We start from the raw sequence: 17,599 nt of genomic DNA, 5'->3' as shown, positions 1-17,599 counted from the left end.
TTCGTGGCTGGAAGAAAAGGGAGCGTTGAGCCGCTCAGCTCAGGGTGATGTCACTCTGGCCGTTGCCTCGCGGTGCCACCCTGATCTGCACCGGTATGCGCTCATGCATGTCCTGAACGTGTGAAATGACGCCCACCCGACGGCCCAGCGATTGCAGCGCGTCGAGGGCATCCATGGCCTGGGACAGTGACTGGGGGTCGAGGCTGCCAAAGCCTTCATCGATGAACAGGGTTTCGATCTGAAGCTCGGAAGACGCCATCGAGGCCAGCGCCAGTGCCAGCGCCAGCGAGACCAGAAAGGTTTCCCCGCCAGACAGCGAATGCACCGAGCGTCGCTCATCGCCCATGTCGGTATCAATGACCAGAAGCCCCAGCTCGCTGCCGCCACGCGCCAGTCGATAGCGCCGCGCGAGGCTTTGGAGATGGATGTTGGCATGTTCGATCAGCCGCTCCAGGTTCCAGCCCTGAGCAATGCGACGAAACCTCTTGCCGTCGGCGGCACCGATCAGTCCTGAAATGCGGCCCCAGCGCGTCACTTCACGTCGATGCTGCTCCAGAGCCTGTTCGATCTCGCGGGCCTGGGCACGACAGTGATCATCATGGCGCAGGGCATGGTCAGCGTCATCGCGCAAGCGCTGAGCCTGGGGGAGATGGGTTTCAAGATCCGACTGATGCCGGCCAATTTCAGCAAGTCGCTCATCACGCCATACCTTTAGAGTGCGCGACGCGTCCTGTTCGGGAAGGGCATTCTGCGCCGACAGGGCATGTTCACTGTAGTGCTGACGATGATGCACAAGCACCTCCAGACGTTCCTGAGCCAATAGATGCGCATCGTTGAGGCGCTGATCCATGGCCGACATATCGCGGGCAAGCGCCTGATGCTGATCGCTTGTCACGGCCAGAAGCGCTGCCAGAGTGTCATCACTGATATCGGGGTGTGCCTTGCGCCACTGCGCCATCTCCTCTGAAAGCGTCTGGTGGGCAAGCGCCTGGTCATCATGCTGCTGTTGCAGCTGCACAACCTCCTGATGGCGCTTCTGGCACTGCGCGTCACAGGCCTCTCGTTGCTTTTGGGTGGCGGCCAGCTGTTGCTCACGAGTCTCAAGCTCATGATCGAGCGCCTCCCGCCAGCGATGGACGTCCGGATAATGGCCGAGCTGTGTTTTCAGTGTTTTGGCCAGCGTCTCGCGCTCGTGGTTCAGCGGGGCGCAGGCGGCGTCCAGTGTCTGAATCTGCTCATGGGTATACGTGACGCCAGCCTCAAGGCGTACGGCTTCGACTTCAAGGCCATGCAGCTGCTCCTGAAGCGGCGCTCTGGTCTGATGATCCCGGTCAAAGTGTGCCAGATGCTCGCAGGCCTGATCGTGGGCAGTCGTAATGTGGGCCAGGCGACGCTCGAGCCACGCGTGACGACCTTCCGGATCGACTTCCAGCATGGCCTTGCTCTCTGCACAGGCATCAAGGCGCTGGCGCGCTTCGTGTCGCTGGGCGTTGAGGGCATCAAGCGCTTCATCCCGCTGCGTGATCTGGCTCTGGAGTTCACTGTAGCGGCCTCTAAGCTCGGCGCAACGCTGGTCCAGGCGGTCGCGCGCCTGACGGGCATCATCAAGCTGGCGCTGCTCTTCGCGCTCGGTCGCCACCAGCATGTCATGGGCTGGTTGAGGCGGCGGGTGACGGGTGTAAGGGTGATCATGGCTGCCGCACACCGGGCAAGCCGTGTCGGCTTCAAGCCCTTCACGCATGGCAAAAACGCTGTCGCTGCGGGCAGCGCGCAGGCTCGCAATGCTTTTCTCGAGCTGCTCAAGGGTGATTCTTTGCCGGTCAAGCGCCGTACGGGTTTGCGTGCCTTCCTCGCGCAGCGTTTCAAGGGTCTGGCGATCGGTGGTCTGGTGGGTCTCCAGGGCCTGAAAGCGCTGCTCCAGCTGATGCCAGTGGTCGTGGGCATGTTTCAGGTCGCGCAGCGCCTGACGCTTTTGCCGGTACTGATCCAGCTGGTTCTGAGTGGCTTCGCGCCACTGCGTAAAGGAGGGGGCGCCTTCGGTCAGTTGCTTGAGCCGTGCATCCAGTTCCTGCAGGGACACTCGCTGCTGGTGCTCCCTGTGTCGGCAGTTGGCAAGCGCTTTCTCCTGATCCGACAGGGTCTGTCGGTGTTCTCCAAGCTGCTGCTCGGTGTGCAGGACACGCTGATGCAGATCCTGATATCGCTGTTCATCCAGGGCGCACTGGGCCAGCAGAGGCTGCTGCTGTCGGTGCTTCTGGCGGCTTGTCTCCAGATGCGCTCGATGTGCTTCCTGCTGGCTGACCATGTCATCGCGCTGGCGGCTGGCGGCGGCGAGATGCTCGCGCGCTGTCCCCAGGCGGTCTTCAAGGGTCTTGATCGAGGTCGTCAGCGCCTCGTGCTGCACAAACAGATGCCGCGCGGGGGCCAGCGCCTCGAGCCGGGCCAGCCACTGGCGCTGGCCGGTCTGTGCCTGTTGTGCGCTCAGGGCGTCTTCATGCGCCTGGCAGGCGCTGTGCCAGTGCGATTCAAGGCGTTCATCGGTGGCCAGCCATGCCTGTTCGCGTTCAAGCGCCTGCTGTTGTGTCTGAAGCTTCTGAAGCTGTGCCAGCGTCTCGGTGGCATGCTGCTCAAGCGCTTGGCGCGCTTCGGGGTCGGCCGGCGTTTGATGCCCAAGCTGCACCTCCAGTGCGGCGACCTCGCGTTCACTGTCGCGGGTGCGTTGAAAGGCGGCGATCGAGAGGCGCGAGTAGATGTCGGTGTCGGTCAGCTTCTCCAGCAATTCGCTGCGCTGGTTGTCGTCGGCTTTTAAAAAGGTACTGAACTCGCTTTGCGCCAGCAGTACCGCTCTGGTGAACTGCTCGAAACTCAGGCCAAGGTGCTGCGGCAGCAGACGATCGAACTCTCGTTTTTGCGAGGTGATGACCCGCTCATCCGGTAGTGATATCAGGCTCTGCTCAACGCCCTGAAGCTTGCCATCCGCCTTGTGGCGGGCGCGTCGCACTCGCCAGCAGGCGCGATAGTGCGCGCCATCCCGGCCGCGAAAATCGACCTCGGCATAACCGCTGTTTTCACCTCTGCGCAGCAGGGTCCGCGGGTCGGCAGTGGTCAGGGTTTCCTCCCCGACATCCGGGGAGACGGAGTCCCGGCCGGGCGCGCCGCGCAGGCGGGGTGTGCTGCCATAAAGCGCCAGGCACAGGGCATCCAGCAGCGTGCTCTTGCCGGCGCCGGTAGGGCCGGTAATGGCAAAAAGGCCAGCGCTGTCGAGCGGACTGGCGGTGAAGTCGATGGTGTGCGGGCCGCTCAGCGAGGCGATGTTATGAAGGCGAAGGGCCAGAATTCTCATGGGGTGTCCTCGGACGATTCATCGTCATGCAGCGTCTGCAGCAGTGCCTGAACATCCTGCATGACCTCATCGGGTGGGGCATCGCCAAATTCTCTGGCCCAGGTGCGGGCGAAAAGCTCTGCCGGCCCCAGTGCGTCCAGTGATTCGCCTGTGTGCTCCGGCGTCGAAGCGCGCGCCATTCGGGTCGTGATGCTGACCAGGCGCACGGCCTTGCCCTTGAGGGCCTGCTCGACAAGAGGGCGAAGATCGACCCGGGGGGCATCCAGAATCACGCGCACATCCAGCCAGGGCCACTGCTCGCGCGGCAGACCAGTCTGCGTGTCGTCCGGAAAATCGGCGCTTGCCAGCGCGTCGAGCACATCATCCAGTGATAAGGGCCCGACTCGGTGCATGGCAACGCTGCGGGGGATGGGCAGCGATGTCACCTCACTGACGTGCTCGCCCTCGAGGATGACTTCAAGCACCTGATGCGGGTAGTGGGTCTCGGAGAAATCCATCGCCAGCGGCGAGCCGCTATAGCGGATATGGTCACTGCCCACCCGCTGGGGCTTGTGCAGATGCCCGAGGGCGACATAGGCCACCTCGGGCGGGAAAAGCGCCGCCGAGAGCGACTCTTCACCGCCGATCACGATGGGGCGTTCGCTGTGTTCAGACACGCTGGCCCCGTGAAGATGGGCATGACTCATGGCGATCAGCGCCTGACCCGGTGCGCGCTTTTGAATGCCGGCTTCAAACAGCGCTTCATGAACACGCACCATGCCGCGGACGTAGCTGTCACCGGCCGTTCTGGCCTCTGACGCCGGGGCCTGCGGGGTGTCGGTTGAGGCCGCCTCGGCAGGGCCGCCGGTCACTTCAGCCGGGCGCAGAAAGGGCAGGGCCAGACACCAGGCGCGTATCAAGCCGTGTCGGTCCGGCAGGGGGACGATCAGGCGATCCACGTCGGGCTCACCGCTGTCATGCCAGAGGATGCGTCCCAGCGCATGAGTGTTCAGGCGGCGCAGGAGCGGGGCGGGCAGCTCGACGCGTGTGCCGCTGTCATGGTTGCCGGCGATCATGACGATGGTCAACTGAGGCAGGTGCTCATGAGCCTTGATCAAAAAGTCATACAGCAGGGACTGGGCCGCGATGGAAGGGTTGATGACATCAAAGATGTCACCGGCGATCAGCAGGGCATCGGGCTGTCGCTCGTCAAGCGTCGCCACCAGCCAGTCAAGAAAGTCGCGGTGCTCATTGTGGCGCGACTGGCCGTGAAAGCGCTGGCCGAGATGCCAGTCAGCGGTATGGATCAGTTTCATCAGGCACTACCGTCACGTAAGAGATGGCCAAGGGTATCGGGATCACGCCGGGGTGATCGAGCAATTTGAGAAATGATGAGGGTCTCAAAATGTAAGGACAGGGTCAGCCCGGGTGTGATCGTGAAAGTGGTGTGTCACGCTTTAGCGTCTCAAGCTCGACATAATAGGAACGACCGATCAATACGGGTATATTTCTGCCCATCGCAGGGTCGAAGATATGTGCTTCTATGAAGGCTGGGCTGTCTGCACAGAAGGTGAAACAGGGGATCGCCGCTGACACGGTGTCACCATGTTTTACGCAGGCGCAGGGAACTGCCAGTGCGTGCGATGGTCGATTCTGGTTAACCATGGGTCATCCAAAAGCCTCATGATGGATTGACCCTGTATCAACTCAATACTGGATGGCGGCTCGGGCAGGGTCGTATCGTCTCAAAAGGAAAGTCTTGTCCATGGATCGAAGAACTCTACTCAAGGCATCTGCGGCGCTGTCTGCGCTTGGCATGTCGACCAAATCCCTGATGGCACGCGCCAGCGGCAACAACAACCGTGGCCCGGGCGAGGGGGTCGAGGTAGCGCTGGATGACAAGGGCACCGATTTCGATTTTGACTGGCTCAAATCACATGCCCGGGATATGGCAAAGTCGGAGTACAAGGATACCACCGAGAAGCTGCCCGAGACGCTCACACTCGACAACCTTGATCCGCTTGAATATCAGGCCATTCAGTACGACCAGAGCCATGCCTTGTGGTCCGATCGCGGCAATTCGGCCGTGCAGGCCCAGTTCTTTCACGTCGGCATGCAGTTCAACCAGCCGGTGCGCATGTACAGCGTGGTGGAAGACAAGGCCTATGAAATCCATTTTCGTCCCGAGCTCTTTACCTATGAAGGGACAGGGATCGATGTTGACCAGCTCAAGGGCCATGATCTGGGCTTTGCCGGCTGGCGGGTATCCCGCAATCCGGACTTTTCAGCGCTTGCCAACGTGGTCTCCTTTCTGGGCGCAAGCTATTTCCGTGCCATCGACAAGAACAATCAGTTCGGTCTGTCGGCACGCGGTCTGGCCATCGACACCGCCATGCCGCCGGAAGAAGGCCAGGAAGAGTTTCCGGTGTTCACGCATTTCTGGTTCGATGAGCCACCGGCCAACCGCGCCCGGTTTACCGTGTATGCCCTGCTGGACTCTCCCAGCGCGACCGGGGCGTACAAGTTTGATATCGACTGTCAGTCAGAGCGCGTGGTCATGGGCGTAGAGGCCAATGTCTACCCGCGCAAGAGCATCGAGCGTCTGGGCATTTCCCCGATGACCAGCATGTTCCTCAACGGGACAAGCCAGCGGGTACGGCGCGATACCATCATTCCTCAGGTGCATGACTCCGACCGCCTGTCGATCTGGAGCGGGGACGGCGAGTGGATCTGCCGGCCGCTGTATAACCCTGATGCCCTGCAGTACAACACCTTTGAAGATGAAAATCCGCGTGGGTTCGGGCTGGTCCAGGACGATCATGACTTCGAGCACTATCGCGACGTGGTCAACTACTACCACGCGCGTCCGAGTCTGTGGTGCGAGCCGACCAGCGACTGGGGCAAAGGGTCAATCACGCTGATCGAGCTTCAGACCATGGGGGAAACGGTCGATAACATCGCTGCTTTCTGGCAGCCCGCTGAACCGGTCGAAGCCGGCCAGCAATTGAGCTACAGCTACAACCTGTACTGGAGCCCGCGTCCGCCTGTCAGGCCTTCCGTCGGTCAGGTCGACAAGACCTGGAGTGGTATGGGAGCGGTACGTGATGGCTGGATTCCCGGTGAGCATTCACCGGAAACCTGGGCGCGACGATTTGCGGTCGACTTTCGCGGCGCGCCCATCAACGACATGCCGGCCGATGCCAAAATGGAGGCGGTCCTGTCAGCCTCCAGCGGTGAGACGCAGGTGGTCTCGGTGACCAAACTGGGCGGTCCGCTTCAAATGTGGCGGGCACAGTTTGACTGGTATCCCAAAAGCGAGCAGACCGACCCGGTCACGCTGCGGGTCTATCTCCGCCTGGGCGATCAGACGCTGAGCGAAACCTGGCTTTACCAGTTCGTGCCGCCGGCACCGGCCGATCGTAACTGGGACCGTCACGGCTGAGCCTGATTATATGGATCGTATTGCAACGGACCCTGCGGGGTCCGTTTTATTGTGCGGACGTCCGTAGAGGGTAACGCCTGCGTGTTGCGAGGCGTACACTGAAAGGATTATCCGCTGACTGATCAATGCCGGAATTTTCAATGAGCGAGTTATTACCGCGTCCCTTTGTCTTTCTTCGCCACGGCGAAACCTTTTTCAACCGTGCCTATCTGATTGCCGGCAGTCCGGATGTACCGCTGACGCCGTTGGGTGAGTCACAGGCGCGTGATGTCGGCATCGTGCTGGGTCAGCAGCCTTGGTCCCATGTGGCGGTCAGCACCATGTTTCGGGCCCGCAAAACGGCTCGCCTGGCGCTGCCTGACAGTGAGCTGAACTTTTACGCCGGGCTTCGAGAGCGTCACTGGGGCGAGCTGGAAAAAACAACCATTCAGGACCCCATGCCCTATTTTGAGACGCCGGAAGGGGGCGAGGCCTGGGCAGACTTTCAGGGCCGGGTGGTGGATAGCCTCAATGAGCTGCTGACACGCTTTGAATGCCCGCTGGTCGTGGCGCATTCCGGCATCTTTCGAGTGATCTGCAACGTGACCCAGGGGCATCCTTATGGTGCCCGTATCGGCAATGTCGCGCCCGTGTGGTGTCAGCCGCCGGGATCGGAGCATGAGCACTGGCAGCTCACGCCCTGGCAGGCGTAGTCGAACGCCCCACTCGAATCCATTTTTCAAAACGCCTGTATCGAAGGCAACCACACAAGCGAGGTGTTTTCATGACGACAGTAGGCTATGGCGATGATCACGTTGAAGTGGGTGGCCATTTTCCCGCACCGGGTGACACGGCACCGTCGTTTTCCCTGACGGGCCGGGAGATGAATGAGGTCTCTCTGGAGGATTTTGCCGGACAGCGCAAGGTGCTTTCGATCGTCCCCAGCATTGATACCGGTACCTGTGCTACCTCCACGCGCAAATTCAATGAGCAGGCGTCACGGCTGGAGAATACGGTGGTACTGGTGGTTTCGGCAGATCTCCCCTTTGCGGCCGGTCGCTTTTGCGGCGCGGAAGGGCTGGACAACGTGCTGATGCTTTCAACGTTTCGCCATCATGCAGAATTCGTTCAGGCCTGGGGCGTGGATATTCAGAGCGGCCGTCCGCGCGGGCTCTGCGCGCGCGCCGTGATCGTGCTGGACGAACACAATCAGGTCCTGCACAGCGAACTGGTTGATCAGATCAAAAATGAGCCTGACTATGAGGCTGCGCTATCGGTCCTGTAGCAATCCCCATCCGTGAGGAAGTTGCCAGTGTGGCAGGACTGACTATCCTGTGAAGAGTATCCCGCCGGATAACCGTGCAAGGTGTCCAGCTGAATACAGGAACATTTGAAGACTATTTGCACCAGGGAGGCATGTAATGGCCATTCAGAAGCAAGGTTCTGCCGAATGGAAGGGAAGCCTGAAGCGGGGCAAGGGTGTCGTCTCCACTGAAAGTGGCGCGCTCAAGGACAATCCCTATGGTTTCAATACCCGCTTTGAAGATCAGCCGGGCACCAATCCGGAAGAACTGATCGGCGCGGCACATGCCAGCTGCTACTCCATGGCGCTGTCCATGATTCTGGGTCAGTCGGATCTGGAGCCTGAAAGCATCAAGACCGAAGCGACCGTAACGCTGGATCAGGATGACAGCGGTTTTTACGTCAGCAAGGTGGCGCTGAAAACGGTTGCCCGCATTCCAGGTGCTGATCAGCAGGCCTTTGAAAAGGCCGCCAACGACGCCAAGGAAGGTTGCCCGATCTCGCGTCTGCTTAATGCCGATATTACGCTTGAGGCCACGCTCGAAGGCTGATGTTTCAGGTTCGGTAGCCTGATGATGGTGAATCAAAAAAGGGCCCCGCTTCTGGCGGGGCCCTTTTTTTGATCCCGCTCGACACTTTTATGGCGTGTCAGGGTCTTTCAGCACGCCAGGAAAAATGTCGTAAAAGGTATCGGAAGCAATGCCGATCAGAACAATATCGTTACCGAGTCGACGCCAGGCATAGCCTTCATAGCGGGGCAGGGCCTGTTTGACCGTGTCAGGCAATTGTTCGCTTTCAACGTTCTCCGGCAATCGGTCACCCATTTCCAACGGCGGTACAACCGCGTCAAAGGCCTGACGCTTGAAGTCTTCCCGATGGGCTGCAAGGGTTCTCAGCACCAGACGTCGATCCACTTTCGGACCGCTCTGGGGCTCACGGGGGGTACTCGCTCCCGGCGAGGCCTGATATCCCTGTTGGGTCTGTGGTGCCGCCTGCACCTGGCCCTGAAAGATTGCCAGCAGCAGGCCCAGACTCAGGGAGACTTTCACAAACGCTGGACACATACGCATTCCAGTTTCCTTCCAGCAAAATATTGATGCCGGATTACCCCGGGACAACGAGCGTGTCGTCGGCGTAATCCTCATGAGAATTGTTAAGGGACGCTTTTTATTGTGGCATGCGCAAGGGGCCGCTTTCCTGAAAGCGGCCCCGCCAGACAAACGAGACGGTAACGAGGGTGCAACCGACATTCAATGCACCAACCAGTCCTGTCCCGGGCGAATAATGCTTGGCGCCGGCGCAGCGCCATACTTTTCATAGTATGCCTGTCGCTGGCGCCATTCTGCACGTTGAAGGCGATGTTTGAGCTGAACAAATCCTTCGTGACGATCATATTCGCTGTCATCGATCAGCATGGCGGAAGCCCGCCCCGGAGACGAGGCAAGTTCTGCATAGCAGTTTTGTGACGTGTCGGCAGATGTCGAACCACGTTTGAAAAATTTCATGAGGCTCCCTCCCTTGAACTGTAACAGCAGTGTTTCTTTTGTCATCTGTACAGTATCGATATCGGCCTGATCCCTGGCTGTGCCGTTACGTTATGTGACAGTATAGATGGTTGAATCAGCAAAATTCACGCTTTTGCATCAACCTTTCTATCAGGGCACTCCATGAGTATTGATGCGCATTGCCTGTCTTCCGGGTTCTGCCGCCATCACTGCCTTGAGCCGGGCTCGAAGGGTGAAGCCTCAAATGCCGTGACGACTCTATTCTGCCATCGTCTCTCCCAGAGTCTTCATGAAACGTTCACCTCTGGTGAGCTGCTCAATCGAGATGAACTCATCGGCCCGATGGGCCTGCTCTATGCTGCCAGGACCACAGATGACGGCTTGCAGGCCGGCCTGCTGGAACTGTCCGGCTTCAGTGGCATAAGCAACGGCCTGACCCTCTTCGCAAACGCCAAGGCGCTCGAGCAGTGCCATGGGCTGATCATTATCACGGTTTTCAAGGCCGGGCACGGTTTGGGTCAGTGTGGTGGTCTCGATGGCAAAGTCGGCATTGACGGCCTTGAGTGTGGCTTCAAGCTCGTCACTGTATTCGCGAAATCGCGCATAAACCGCCTCGAACCCTTCTTCGGGCAGATTGCGAATTTCCCAGTCAAACTCGCAGTGCTGCGCCATGATGTTGATGGCATTACCACCGTGAATGGTGCCGACATGAAGGCTTGAGTGGGGTACGTTAAAAGCATCATTGAGATGCTCGTCTTCGGCAAGCTCGCTCATGATGTCTTCGATGCGGCTGACAAGACGTGCTGCCACATGAATGGCCGAGATGCCCTGGTTGATCTGGCTTGAGTGAGACGGCACGCCATGGACCACCGTCTTTAACGTCGTGATGCCCTTTTGCAGGATGACCGGCGCCATCAGGGTGGGCTCGCCCACAATGACAGCGGACGGGGTGGGGTGGTGGCTGACCAGATGCTCGATCATGCGCGGTGCCCCCAGACAGCCGATCTCCTCGTCGTAGGAAAATGCCAGCCAGATGGGACGTTTCAGGTCGCGCCGGGACCAGTCCGGTACGCCTGACAGGGCACAGGCCAGAAAGCCTTTCATGTCACAGCTGCCCCGGGCATAAAGGTGTCCATCCCGCTCGGTGAGAGTAAAGGGGTCGCTCTTCCAGTTCTGGCCCTCCACAGGGACAACATCGGTATGACCGGACAACACCACACCATCGGCCACATCGGGGCCAATACGGGCCAGCAGGTTGAAGCGCTCGCCGTCATCACTGGGGATGCGTTCATAATGGATGCCATACGCGTCGAGGTACTGCTCGACCCACTCGATCAGGGCCAGATTGGACTGTCGGGACAGTACGTTGAAGCTCACGAGTGTGGCCAGAATGTCCCGGGCAGTGGTAGGCAGTGAAGCAGGTGTGGCGGTCATGGCATTCTCGGCATTCAGGCAAAAAGGGATGACCTGCCGAATATCAAGGCGGCAGGTCCTGACAGAGAGTGTAACGCAGCTCCGGCAACATGAAATATCGCCTTGCCCGGGGAACTTCTGTCGACTTTTGTGCGTGATTTTTCTGATATGATCAAACCCGGTTCAGCCGGCCCTCATTTTGCGTGATCCGCAAATGCCGGTGGTTCAGGTCGCGTGATCCGCGATCAGATTGACTCTGTATGTGCCACGTCAACTGCTTATTTGATAGCGACCTTACCCATGAACAATACCAATTCAAACGGACCATCGACGTCCGTGACGCGTCCGTTGGGCGCCCGTGATATCAAGACACTGGGGCTTTCTGCACTGGGTGGTGCGCTTGAGTTCTACGATTTCGTTATCTTCGTTTTCTTTGCAAGCGTGGTCGGTCAGCTCTTTTTTCCACCCGACATGCCTGAATGGCTGCGTCTGGTACAGACCTTTGGCATCTTCGCCGCTGGCTACATCGCTCGTCCCATCGGCGGTGTCATCATGGCGCACTTCGGTGACCGGCTGGGTCGCAAGAAGATGTTCATGCTCTCCATCATGCTCATGGCCCTGCCGACCCTGCTGATGGGCCTTTTGCCCACCTATGCCACGATCGGCTATCTGGCCCCGATTCTGCTGCTGGCGATGCGCATGCTGCAGGGCGCGGCCATCGGTGGCGAGGCACCCGGCGCCTGGGTGTTCGTGACCGAGCATGTACCGGCCCGCCACACGGCCTTTGCCACCAGCACCCTGTCAGCGGGGCTGGTTGCCGGCATCCTGTTGGGCTCCTTCATGGCCACCGGGCTGAACTACGTCATGAGTGAGGAAACCCTGTACAGCTGGGGCTGGCGCGTGCCTTTTCTGGTCGGCGGCGTGCTGGGTTTTGTGACGCTTTATCTGCGTCGCTATCTGCATGAGACACCGGTATTTACCGAAATGCAGGAAAACCAGTCCCTCTCCGAGGAGCTGCCCATGCGTACCCTGCTGCGTGACTACCTGCCGGGGGTGGCCATCTCCATGCTGGCCACCTGGCTTCTGACGGCAGCGGTAGTGGTCACGATTCTGATGACGCCGACGCTTTTACAAAGCTTTGCCGGCATCGATCGTGGCCTGACCCTGCAGGCCAACTGTGTGGCGATTGTCTGTTTGATCATCGGCTGTCTGAGCGCCGGTGCGCTGGCGGACCGCATTGGCGATGGCATCGTGCTGGTCATTTCCTGCGCCGGGCTCGGCATCACCTACTTCTATTTCTTCTGGTTGATGCACCATGACGTGAGCATGCTGTTTCCGCTCTACGCGCTGGTGGGCTTTTTCGGCGGTCTGACCGGCATCGTGCCAGCCATTGCGGTCAAGTCGTTTCCGGCAGCCATTCGTTTTACGGGGCTTTCGTTTTCCTACAACGTGGCTTATGCCATTGCCGGTGGTCTGACCCCCATGATCGTGACCACGTCGATTAAAACCCTGCCGATGTCGCCTGCCTGGTATGTGGCCGGCGTCATGAGTGTGGGGGTGGTCATGGGGATCATGCTGGCCAGGCGCCATTATCACTATCGTGCCCAGCCCGCGCACTGAGACGACCTTTCCCGTTAGACGCTTATCAGCCAGGCTCATGGGAGCCTGGCTTTTTTAATGGCCACCACTTTAGGGACAACCTCTCAGGGAGAAACCAATGGAGATCACGCTCAAGGGCAAAACGGCGCTGGTGACCGGTGCCAATCGCGGTATCGGCGCACACATGGCCGAATCGCTCGCCCGTGCCGGCGCCAATGTGGCCTTTCATACGCGAAAGCCGCGAGATGAGGTCAATGACACTGCCGAGCGTCTGGCCAAAGAGTGCGGCGTCAAAACCGGCGTGGTGGTCGCGGATCTGAGCGACCCGCAGGCCATTGATGACATGTTCGAGCAGTTTGATGGCCAGTTCGAGCAGATCGATATCCTGATCAACAATGCCGGTTTCGAAAACGCCCACGCGCTGGAAGACATGCCGCGCGAGGACTGGCTGGCCCTGATGAACGTCAATCTCAACGCGCCGTTTTACTGTTCGCAGCATGCCGCGCGGCGCATGAAAAAGGCCGGGCAGGGCGGTGTCATCATTAACGTGCAGTCCGTTCATGACGAAGTGGTCAGAAAGGGCGTGGCACACTACAGCGTGGCCAAGGCCGGTCTCAAAACCCTGACACGCGCCGCCGCCGTGGAGTGGGGCGAGTACGGCATTCGCGTGGTCGGGCTGTCGCCGGGCGCCATTGGTACCGATATCAACCAGGAAGACAACGAGCGGCTTGGCATCGACAACATGAACAGCTGGATACCGCTAGGCTTTATTGGCGAGACGAAGGATGTGGCCGGCGTGACGGTTTTTCTGTGCTCGGAGCAGGCACGCTATATCACCGGCACCACGCTTTATGTCGACGGGGCCTTCATGCACAACGTCATGCGCTATGACATGCGCCCGGACCATGATCTCGGGGTCTGACACCGGCACGACTCACTGTCGAGCACTAACCCGCGCCAGACTGCGCGGGCTTATCGCAGTGTGAAGGCTTCGCAGCCCCCGGCGGTGCAGGTAGGATAGTCAGCCCCCTCCGACTGCTGTGCCACCGGGAGCGCGATGTTTACCGTCCTTCATGCCAATCATCTCGAAGATCTGCGCGATCTGGCTACGGCGCTGTCTGAGCGCGACCCGCTGGCACCTCTTGAAAGTGAAACCTTTCTGGTCCAGTCCAACGGCATGGCGCAGTGGCTGCAGCTTTGCCTGGCCCAGCACCATGGTGTGGCGGCATCGCTGGACTTTCCCCTGCCGTCAAGCTTTGTCTGGCGGGCCTATCGCGCCGTGCTGGGCGATGATATTCCCAAACGCTCTCCCTTTGACAAGGGGCCGATGACCTGGCGGCTCATGCGTTTGTTGCCGCGACTGCTGCGCCAGAGCGAGTTTGCGCCACTGGCTCATTATCTCGATGACGAAATGTCCGGCCCGGATCAGCCGGATAGCGTGGCGCCCTGCGGCGAGCGCAAGAGCTATCAGCTGGCCTCCCGGCTGGCGGATCTCTTCGATCAGTACCTGGTGTATCGACCCGACTGGATGGCCGCCTGGGCGCGGGGAGAGACGGCGCCTGCCGATATCGCTCCGGTGGATTACTGGCAGCCGGTGCTCTGGCGTGCGCTTTTGGAAGACGCTTCCGGTCAGGCGCAGCGGCATCATCGCGCCGCGCTGCATGACCGTTTTCTGACCGAAGCCCGTGCGCTGGAATCCGTGCCAAAGGGGCTGCCGCGGCGGCTGTTTGTCTTTGGTATTTCGGCGCTGCCGTTTCAGCTGCTTGAAGCCCTGCATGCCCTGTCCGGCGTGATGGATGTGGTCCTGATGGTGGCCAACCCGTGTCGCTTCTACTGGGGCGATATCGTGGCCGACCGTGAGGCGCTGCGGGCCCGACTCAAGCGCGACAGTCATCGTCAGCGCCACCAGGAGGCGCCCACGCTTGAAGGACTGGACGTCGAGACGCTGCATCTCAGTGCCAACCCGCTGCTGGCGGGCTGGGGCGCGCAGGGGCGTGATTTTATCGAAGCGCTTTATGATTTCGAAGCCGACAATGCCTTTGACATGGAGCACGACATCTTTCGTGACCCGCAGCCGGAATCAGGCGCCAGCCTGTTGCATCAGCTTCAGCAGGAGGTGCTGGATCTGGTGCACCCGGCAAGGCGGGCCGAACAGGAGGGCGGCAAGCGCCATATCGAGGCGGATGACCGCTCACTGGCCTTTACCCGGGCGCATTCACCGCTACGTGAGGTAGAGATCCTGCATGACCAGATGCTGGATGCCTTTGACCGCGATTCGAGCCTTCGCCCGCGGGATATGGTGGTGCTGGTGCCTGATATCGAACGCTACGCCCCCCTGATCGATGCCGTGTTCGGACAGATTCCCCGCGACGATGCCCGCTATATCCCCTATACGGTCTCCGATCGTATTGCTTCGGGAGCGAGCCCCTTGATGAGTGCGGCGCTGTCGCTGCTGGAGCTGCCCGAGCGGCGTCTGGGCGTCAGCGAAGTGCTTGACTGGCTGGAAGTGCCGGCCTTTCGTCGGCGCTTTGGCATCGAGGAAGAGGAGCTTGAAAAGCTGTCGCACTGGCTGGCCGGCAGCGGCGTTCGCTGGGGGCTCGATGGCGAGCATCGCGACATGCTGGACCTGCCGGGGCTTGACGAAAACACCTGGCAGTTCGGGTTGGATCGCATGCTGCTGGGGTTTGCCATTGGTGAGGGCAGCTTTGACGGCATTCAGGCCTACGATGAAATCGGTGGGCTGGAGGCAGACCTGGCCGGCCGTCTGGCCGAGCTGATGGCCCGCCTGCGGCACTGGTATCAGTATCTGAACACCCCGGCCGTGGTCGATGATTGGGTCGCGCGTCTGGAAGCGATGCTGAGTGCGCTGTTTGCCCCCATCGAGCAGAGTGATTTCGATATTCTTGAGCGCCTTTCCAAAGCGGCCCGCACCCTGGCCGAGGAAGGCGATTGTGCCGATTTTGGCGAGAGGCTGCCGCTGGCGGTATTTCGCGAGGCACTGACCGACCGATTGGATGAGGGTGGCCTGGCCCAGCGCTTTCTGGCCGGGCGGGTCAATTTCGCAACGCTGATGCCCATGCGCGCCATTCCGTTTCGCCATACCTGGCTTTTGGGCATGAACGACGGCGACTACCCGCGGGTACGGCTGCCTCAGGACTTTGACCTGATGGCCACCCGCCATCGCAGCGGTGACCGCTCGCGCCGTGATGATGATCGCTATCTGATGCTCGAGGCCATGCTGGCCAGTCGCGAGGCGCTGATGATCTCCTGGGTCGGGCGTGACCAGCGCGACAACAGCGAGCGCGCACCCTCGATTCTGGTCAGCGAACTGCTCGATACCCTGTCGATGGGCTGGCAGGCCGGAGACGATGATACCGAGACTGCGCTGTTTGAGCGCCTGATCACCACCCACCCGTTACAGCCCTTTGCACGCGCCTATTTTACGCAGGAGGTGTCATCAGGCCCCTCCGGGCGGCTCTTTACCTTCGAGCGCAGCTGGGAAAGCGTCCATCATCCTGCGCCCCCGGTCGAAGTCGAGCAGCTGGAGGCGGCATCTGCGCCGCAGGAGGCTGCCAGCCTCGATGATCTGGAGCGACTGTTGAGGCGCCCCTGGTCGATCTGTACGGCCGGGCGCCTGGGCATTCATTTTCATCCCGTTGCCGTGCAGGAAGAGGACGCCGAGCCCTTTGCCATGGACGGACTTGAGCGCTTTTCCTTTAAGAAACACCTTTTGGAAGGCGCCTGCCGCGAGCGCGATTTAAGCGAGATGGCAGAAGAGGCGCGCCGCAAGGGCATGCTGCCGGCGCTGGGGTTTGGTGAGCGACTGGCAGAAGATCTGATCAAGCCCCTGAGACAGCAGCTCGGTCAGTGGCACGCGCTGACGGATGGCCTGACGCCGGTCGAGGCCATGCGGGTCGAGATCATCGATGAGGGCGGCATGGCCGTACTGTCGGAACGCATCGATGGACTATGGCGTGGGGAGGACGGCGCGCTTTATCGCTGTGTGCTGGCACCGGCTCACTTTGGGCACCTGCGGCGCGACCGCAGCGGACGGCTGACGCAGTACGGCAAGCCGCATCGACTGATTCGTGCCTGGCTTGAGCAGCTGGCGCTTGCCGCCACGGGTGAGCAGGTGAGGGTCACGGTGTTGTTCGAGGATCGTGAACTCACGCTGCCCGTGGTCTCGAGCGAGACGGCGCGCACCACGCTCTTGTCACTGTGTCGGCAGTGGCGAGAGGCCGCTGACGCACCGCTGCCCACGGCACTGGAGCTGGCCATGGAGTACTTTGCCGGCTGGCCTCGACAGGCGGATGACACGCAGGAAAGCGATTATCAAGAGGCGGGGCTTGCCCGGGCACGGACCTGCTATGAAGAGGCTCAATTCAACGGGCCGGCGCCGCTGCGTGAGCGTGAGCCCATGATGGGGGAGCTGTGGTCACGCTTTGACACGCTGTGCGACGCCGGTTTCGAACCCGCCACTCGAGCATTGTATGCACCATTTACGGCCATGCTGACCGCGCTGGTGGAGGGCGGCGGCAATGCCGGGGGCGAGGCCCAGGCTTAAAGCCCCAGCTGATTGAGCCCTGGATGGTCCTGCGGGCGCGGGCCGGGCGCGGGCCAGCGAAAACGACGCTCATCGACCTCGATGGGTATCTCGTTGATGCTGGCTTCGCGGCGCACCATCAGGCCGTGCTCGTTGAATTCCCACATCTCGTTGCCGTAGGCGCGATACCACTGATCGGAGCGGTCGCGCCATTCGTACTGAAAGCGCACGCCGATGGTGTTGTCGGTAAAGGCCCAGAGCTCCTTGCAGAGTCGATAGTCGAGCTCGCGTTGCCACTTGCGATGCAAAAAGGCGGTGATGGCTTCGCGGCCCTGAAAGAACTCGGTACGGTTACGCCAGCGTGAATCCTCGCTGTAGGCACCGGCGACCCGTTCGGGCTGGCGGCTATTCCAGGCATCTTCGGCAGCACGCACCTTGGCGCGGGCACTGTCCATGTAAAACGGGGGAAGCGGCGGGCGGTTTTCCATGCGGGC

At 60.5% G+C, this 17,599-nt stretch carries 13 protein-coding genes; 7 read left to right on the top strand and 6 right to left on the bottom strand.

Going from position 1 to position 17,599, the window contains the following annotated elements:
• Positions 1–34: 34 nt before the first annotated feature.
• Both KSP9073_RS07525 and KSP9073_RS07520 read right to left on the bottom strand, forming a co-directional pair.
• On the bottom strand, positions 35–3,343 hold the full coding sequence (locus KSP9073_RS07525) for an AAA family ATPase (RefSeq protein WP_108842362.1): 3,309 nt from the start codon (positions 3,341–3,343) through the stop codon (positions 35–37).
• A complete protein-coding gene (locus KSP9073_RS07520) occupies positions 3,340–4,638 on the bottom strand; it encodes an exonuclease SbcCD subunit D (RefSeq protein WP_108842361.1) in 1,299 nt (432 codons plus the stop codon). The genes KSP9073_RS07525 and KSP9073_RS07520 overlap by 4 nt, the downstream gene beginning before the upstream one ends.
• 449 nt (positions 4,639–5,087) lie before the next feature.
• Here KSP9073_RS07520 and KSP9073_RS07515 point away from each other — a divergent pair, with 449 nt between their 5' ends.
• The 4 genes from KSP9073_RS07515 (at position 5,088) to KSP9073_RS07500 (ending at position 8,596) form a co-directional block, all read left to right on the top strand.
• Positions 5,088–6,764 carry an OpgD/OpgG family glucan biosynthesis protein gene (locus KSP9073_RS07515; protein WP_108842360.1) on the top strand — a complete coding sequence of 559 codons (1,677 nt, stop codon included), beginning with the start codon at positions 5,088–5,090 and terminating at the stop codon, positions 6,762–6,764.
• 140 nt (positions 6,765–6,904) lie between these two features.
• The gene (locus KSP9073_RS07510; protein WP_165814202.1) at positions 6,905–7,456 is read left to right on the top strand and encodes a histidine phosphatase family protein; all 552 of its coding nucleotides are present in this window, start codon (positions 6,905–6,907) and stop codon (positions 7,454–7,456) included.
• Between the two features lie 71 nt (positions 7,457–7,527).
• On the top strand, positions 7,528–8,028 hold the full coding sequence (tpx, locus tag KSP9073_RS07505; RefSeq protein ID WP_108842358.1) for a thiol peroxidase: 501 nt from the start codon (positions 7,528–7,530) through the stop codon (positions 8,026–8,028).
• 136 nt (positions 8,029–8,164) lie between these two features.
• Positions 8,165–8,596, top strand: coding sequence for an OsmC family protein (locus tag KSP9073_RS07500; protein ID WP_165814201.1), 432 nt, complete (start codon positions 8,165–8,167; stop codon positions 8,594–8,596).
• 87 nt (positions 8,597–8,683) lie between these two features.
• Here KSP9073_RS07500 and KSP9073_RS07495 read toward each other — a convergent pair whose 3' ends face one another.
• The 3 genes from KSP9073_RS07495 to argE form a co-directional block, all read right to left on the bottom strand.
• Entirely contained in the window at positions 8,684–9,115 is a 432-nt protein-coding gene (locus KSP9073_RS07495) for an RcnB family protein (RefSeq protein ID WP_165814200.1), read from the bottom strand.
• A gap of 180 nt (positions 9,116–9,295) precedes the next feature.
• Positions 9,296–9,550 carry a hypothetical protein gene (locus KSP9073_RS07490; protein ID WP_108842356.1) on the bottom strand — a complete coding sequence of 85 codons (255 nt, stop codon included), beginning with the start codon at positions 9,548–9,550 and terminating at the stop codon, positions 9,296–9,298.
• A 258-nt stretch (positions 9,551–9,808) separates the two neighbouring features.
• Positions 9,809–10,984: an acetylornithine deacetylase gene (gene argE, locus KSP9073_RS07485; protein ID WP_108842355.1), complete on the bottom strand. Its 1,176-nt coding sequence runs from the start codon at positions 10,982–10,984 to the stop codon at positions 9,809–9,811.
• 279 nt (positions 10,985–11,263) lie between these two features.
• On the opposite strand from argE, the gene KSP9073_RS07480 reads away from it, so the two are divergent.
• The 3 genes from KSP9073_RS07480 (at position 11,264) to recC (ending at position 17,126) form a co-directional block, all read left to right on the top strand.
• Positions 11,264–12,583 (top strand): MFS transporter, encoded by a 1,320-nt coding sequence (locus tag KSP9073_RS07480; protein WP_108842354.1) that lies wholly within the window; start codon positions 11,264–11,266, stop codon positions 12,581–12,583.
• Between the two features lie 97 nt (positions 12,584–12,680).
• Entirely contained in the window at positions 12,681–13,484 is an 804-nt protein-coding gene (locus tag KSP9073_RS07475; protein WP_108842353.1) for an SDR family NAD(P)-dependent oxidoreductase, read from the top strand.
• A 135-nt stretch (positions 13,485–13,619) separates the two neighbouring features.
• On the top strand, positions 13,620–17,126 hold the full coding sequence (recC, locus tag KSP9073_RS07465) for an exodeoxyribonuclease V subunit gamma (protein ID WP_108842352.1): 3,507 nt from the start codon (positions 13,620–13,622) through the stop codon (positions 17,124–17,126).
• Here recC and KSP9073_RS07460 read toward each other — a convergent pair.
• Entirely contained in the window at positions 17,123–17,593 is a 471-nt protein-coding gene (locus tag KSP9073_RS07460; protein ID WP_108842351.1) for a nuclear transport factor 2 family protein, read from the bottom strand. The two genes, recC and KSP9073_RS07460, sit on opposite strands and share 4 nt — an antisense overlap.
• Positions 17,594–17,599 lie beyond the last annotated feature (6 nt).

This window comes from Kushneria phyllosphaerae (assembly GCF_900312995.1).
GTDB classification, from domain to species: Bacteria; Pseudomonadota; Gammaproteobacteria; order Pseudomonadales; family Halomonadaceae; genus Kushneria; species Kushneria phyllosphaerae.
Note: the sequence above shows the minus strand (reverse complement) of the source record. Positions and strands in the feature narration are given on the sequence as shown.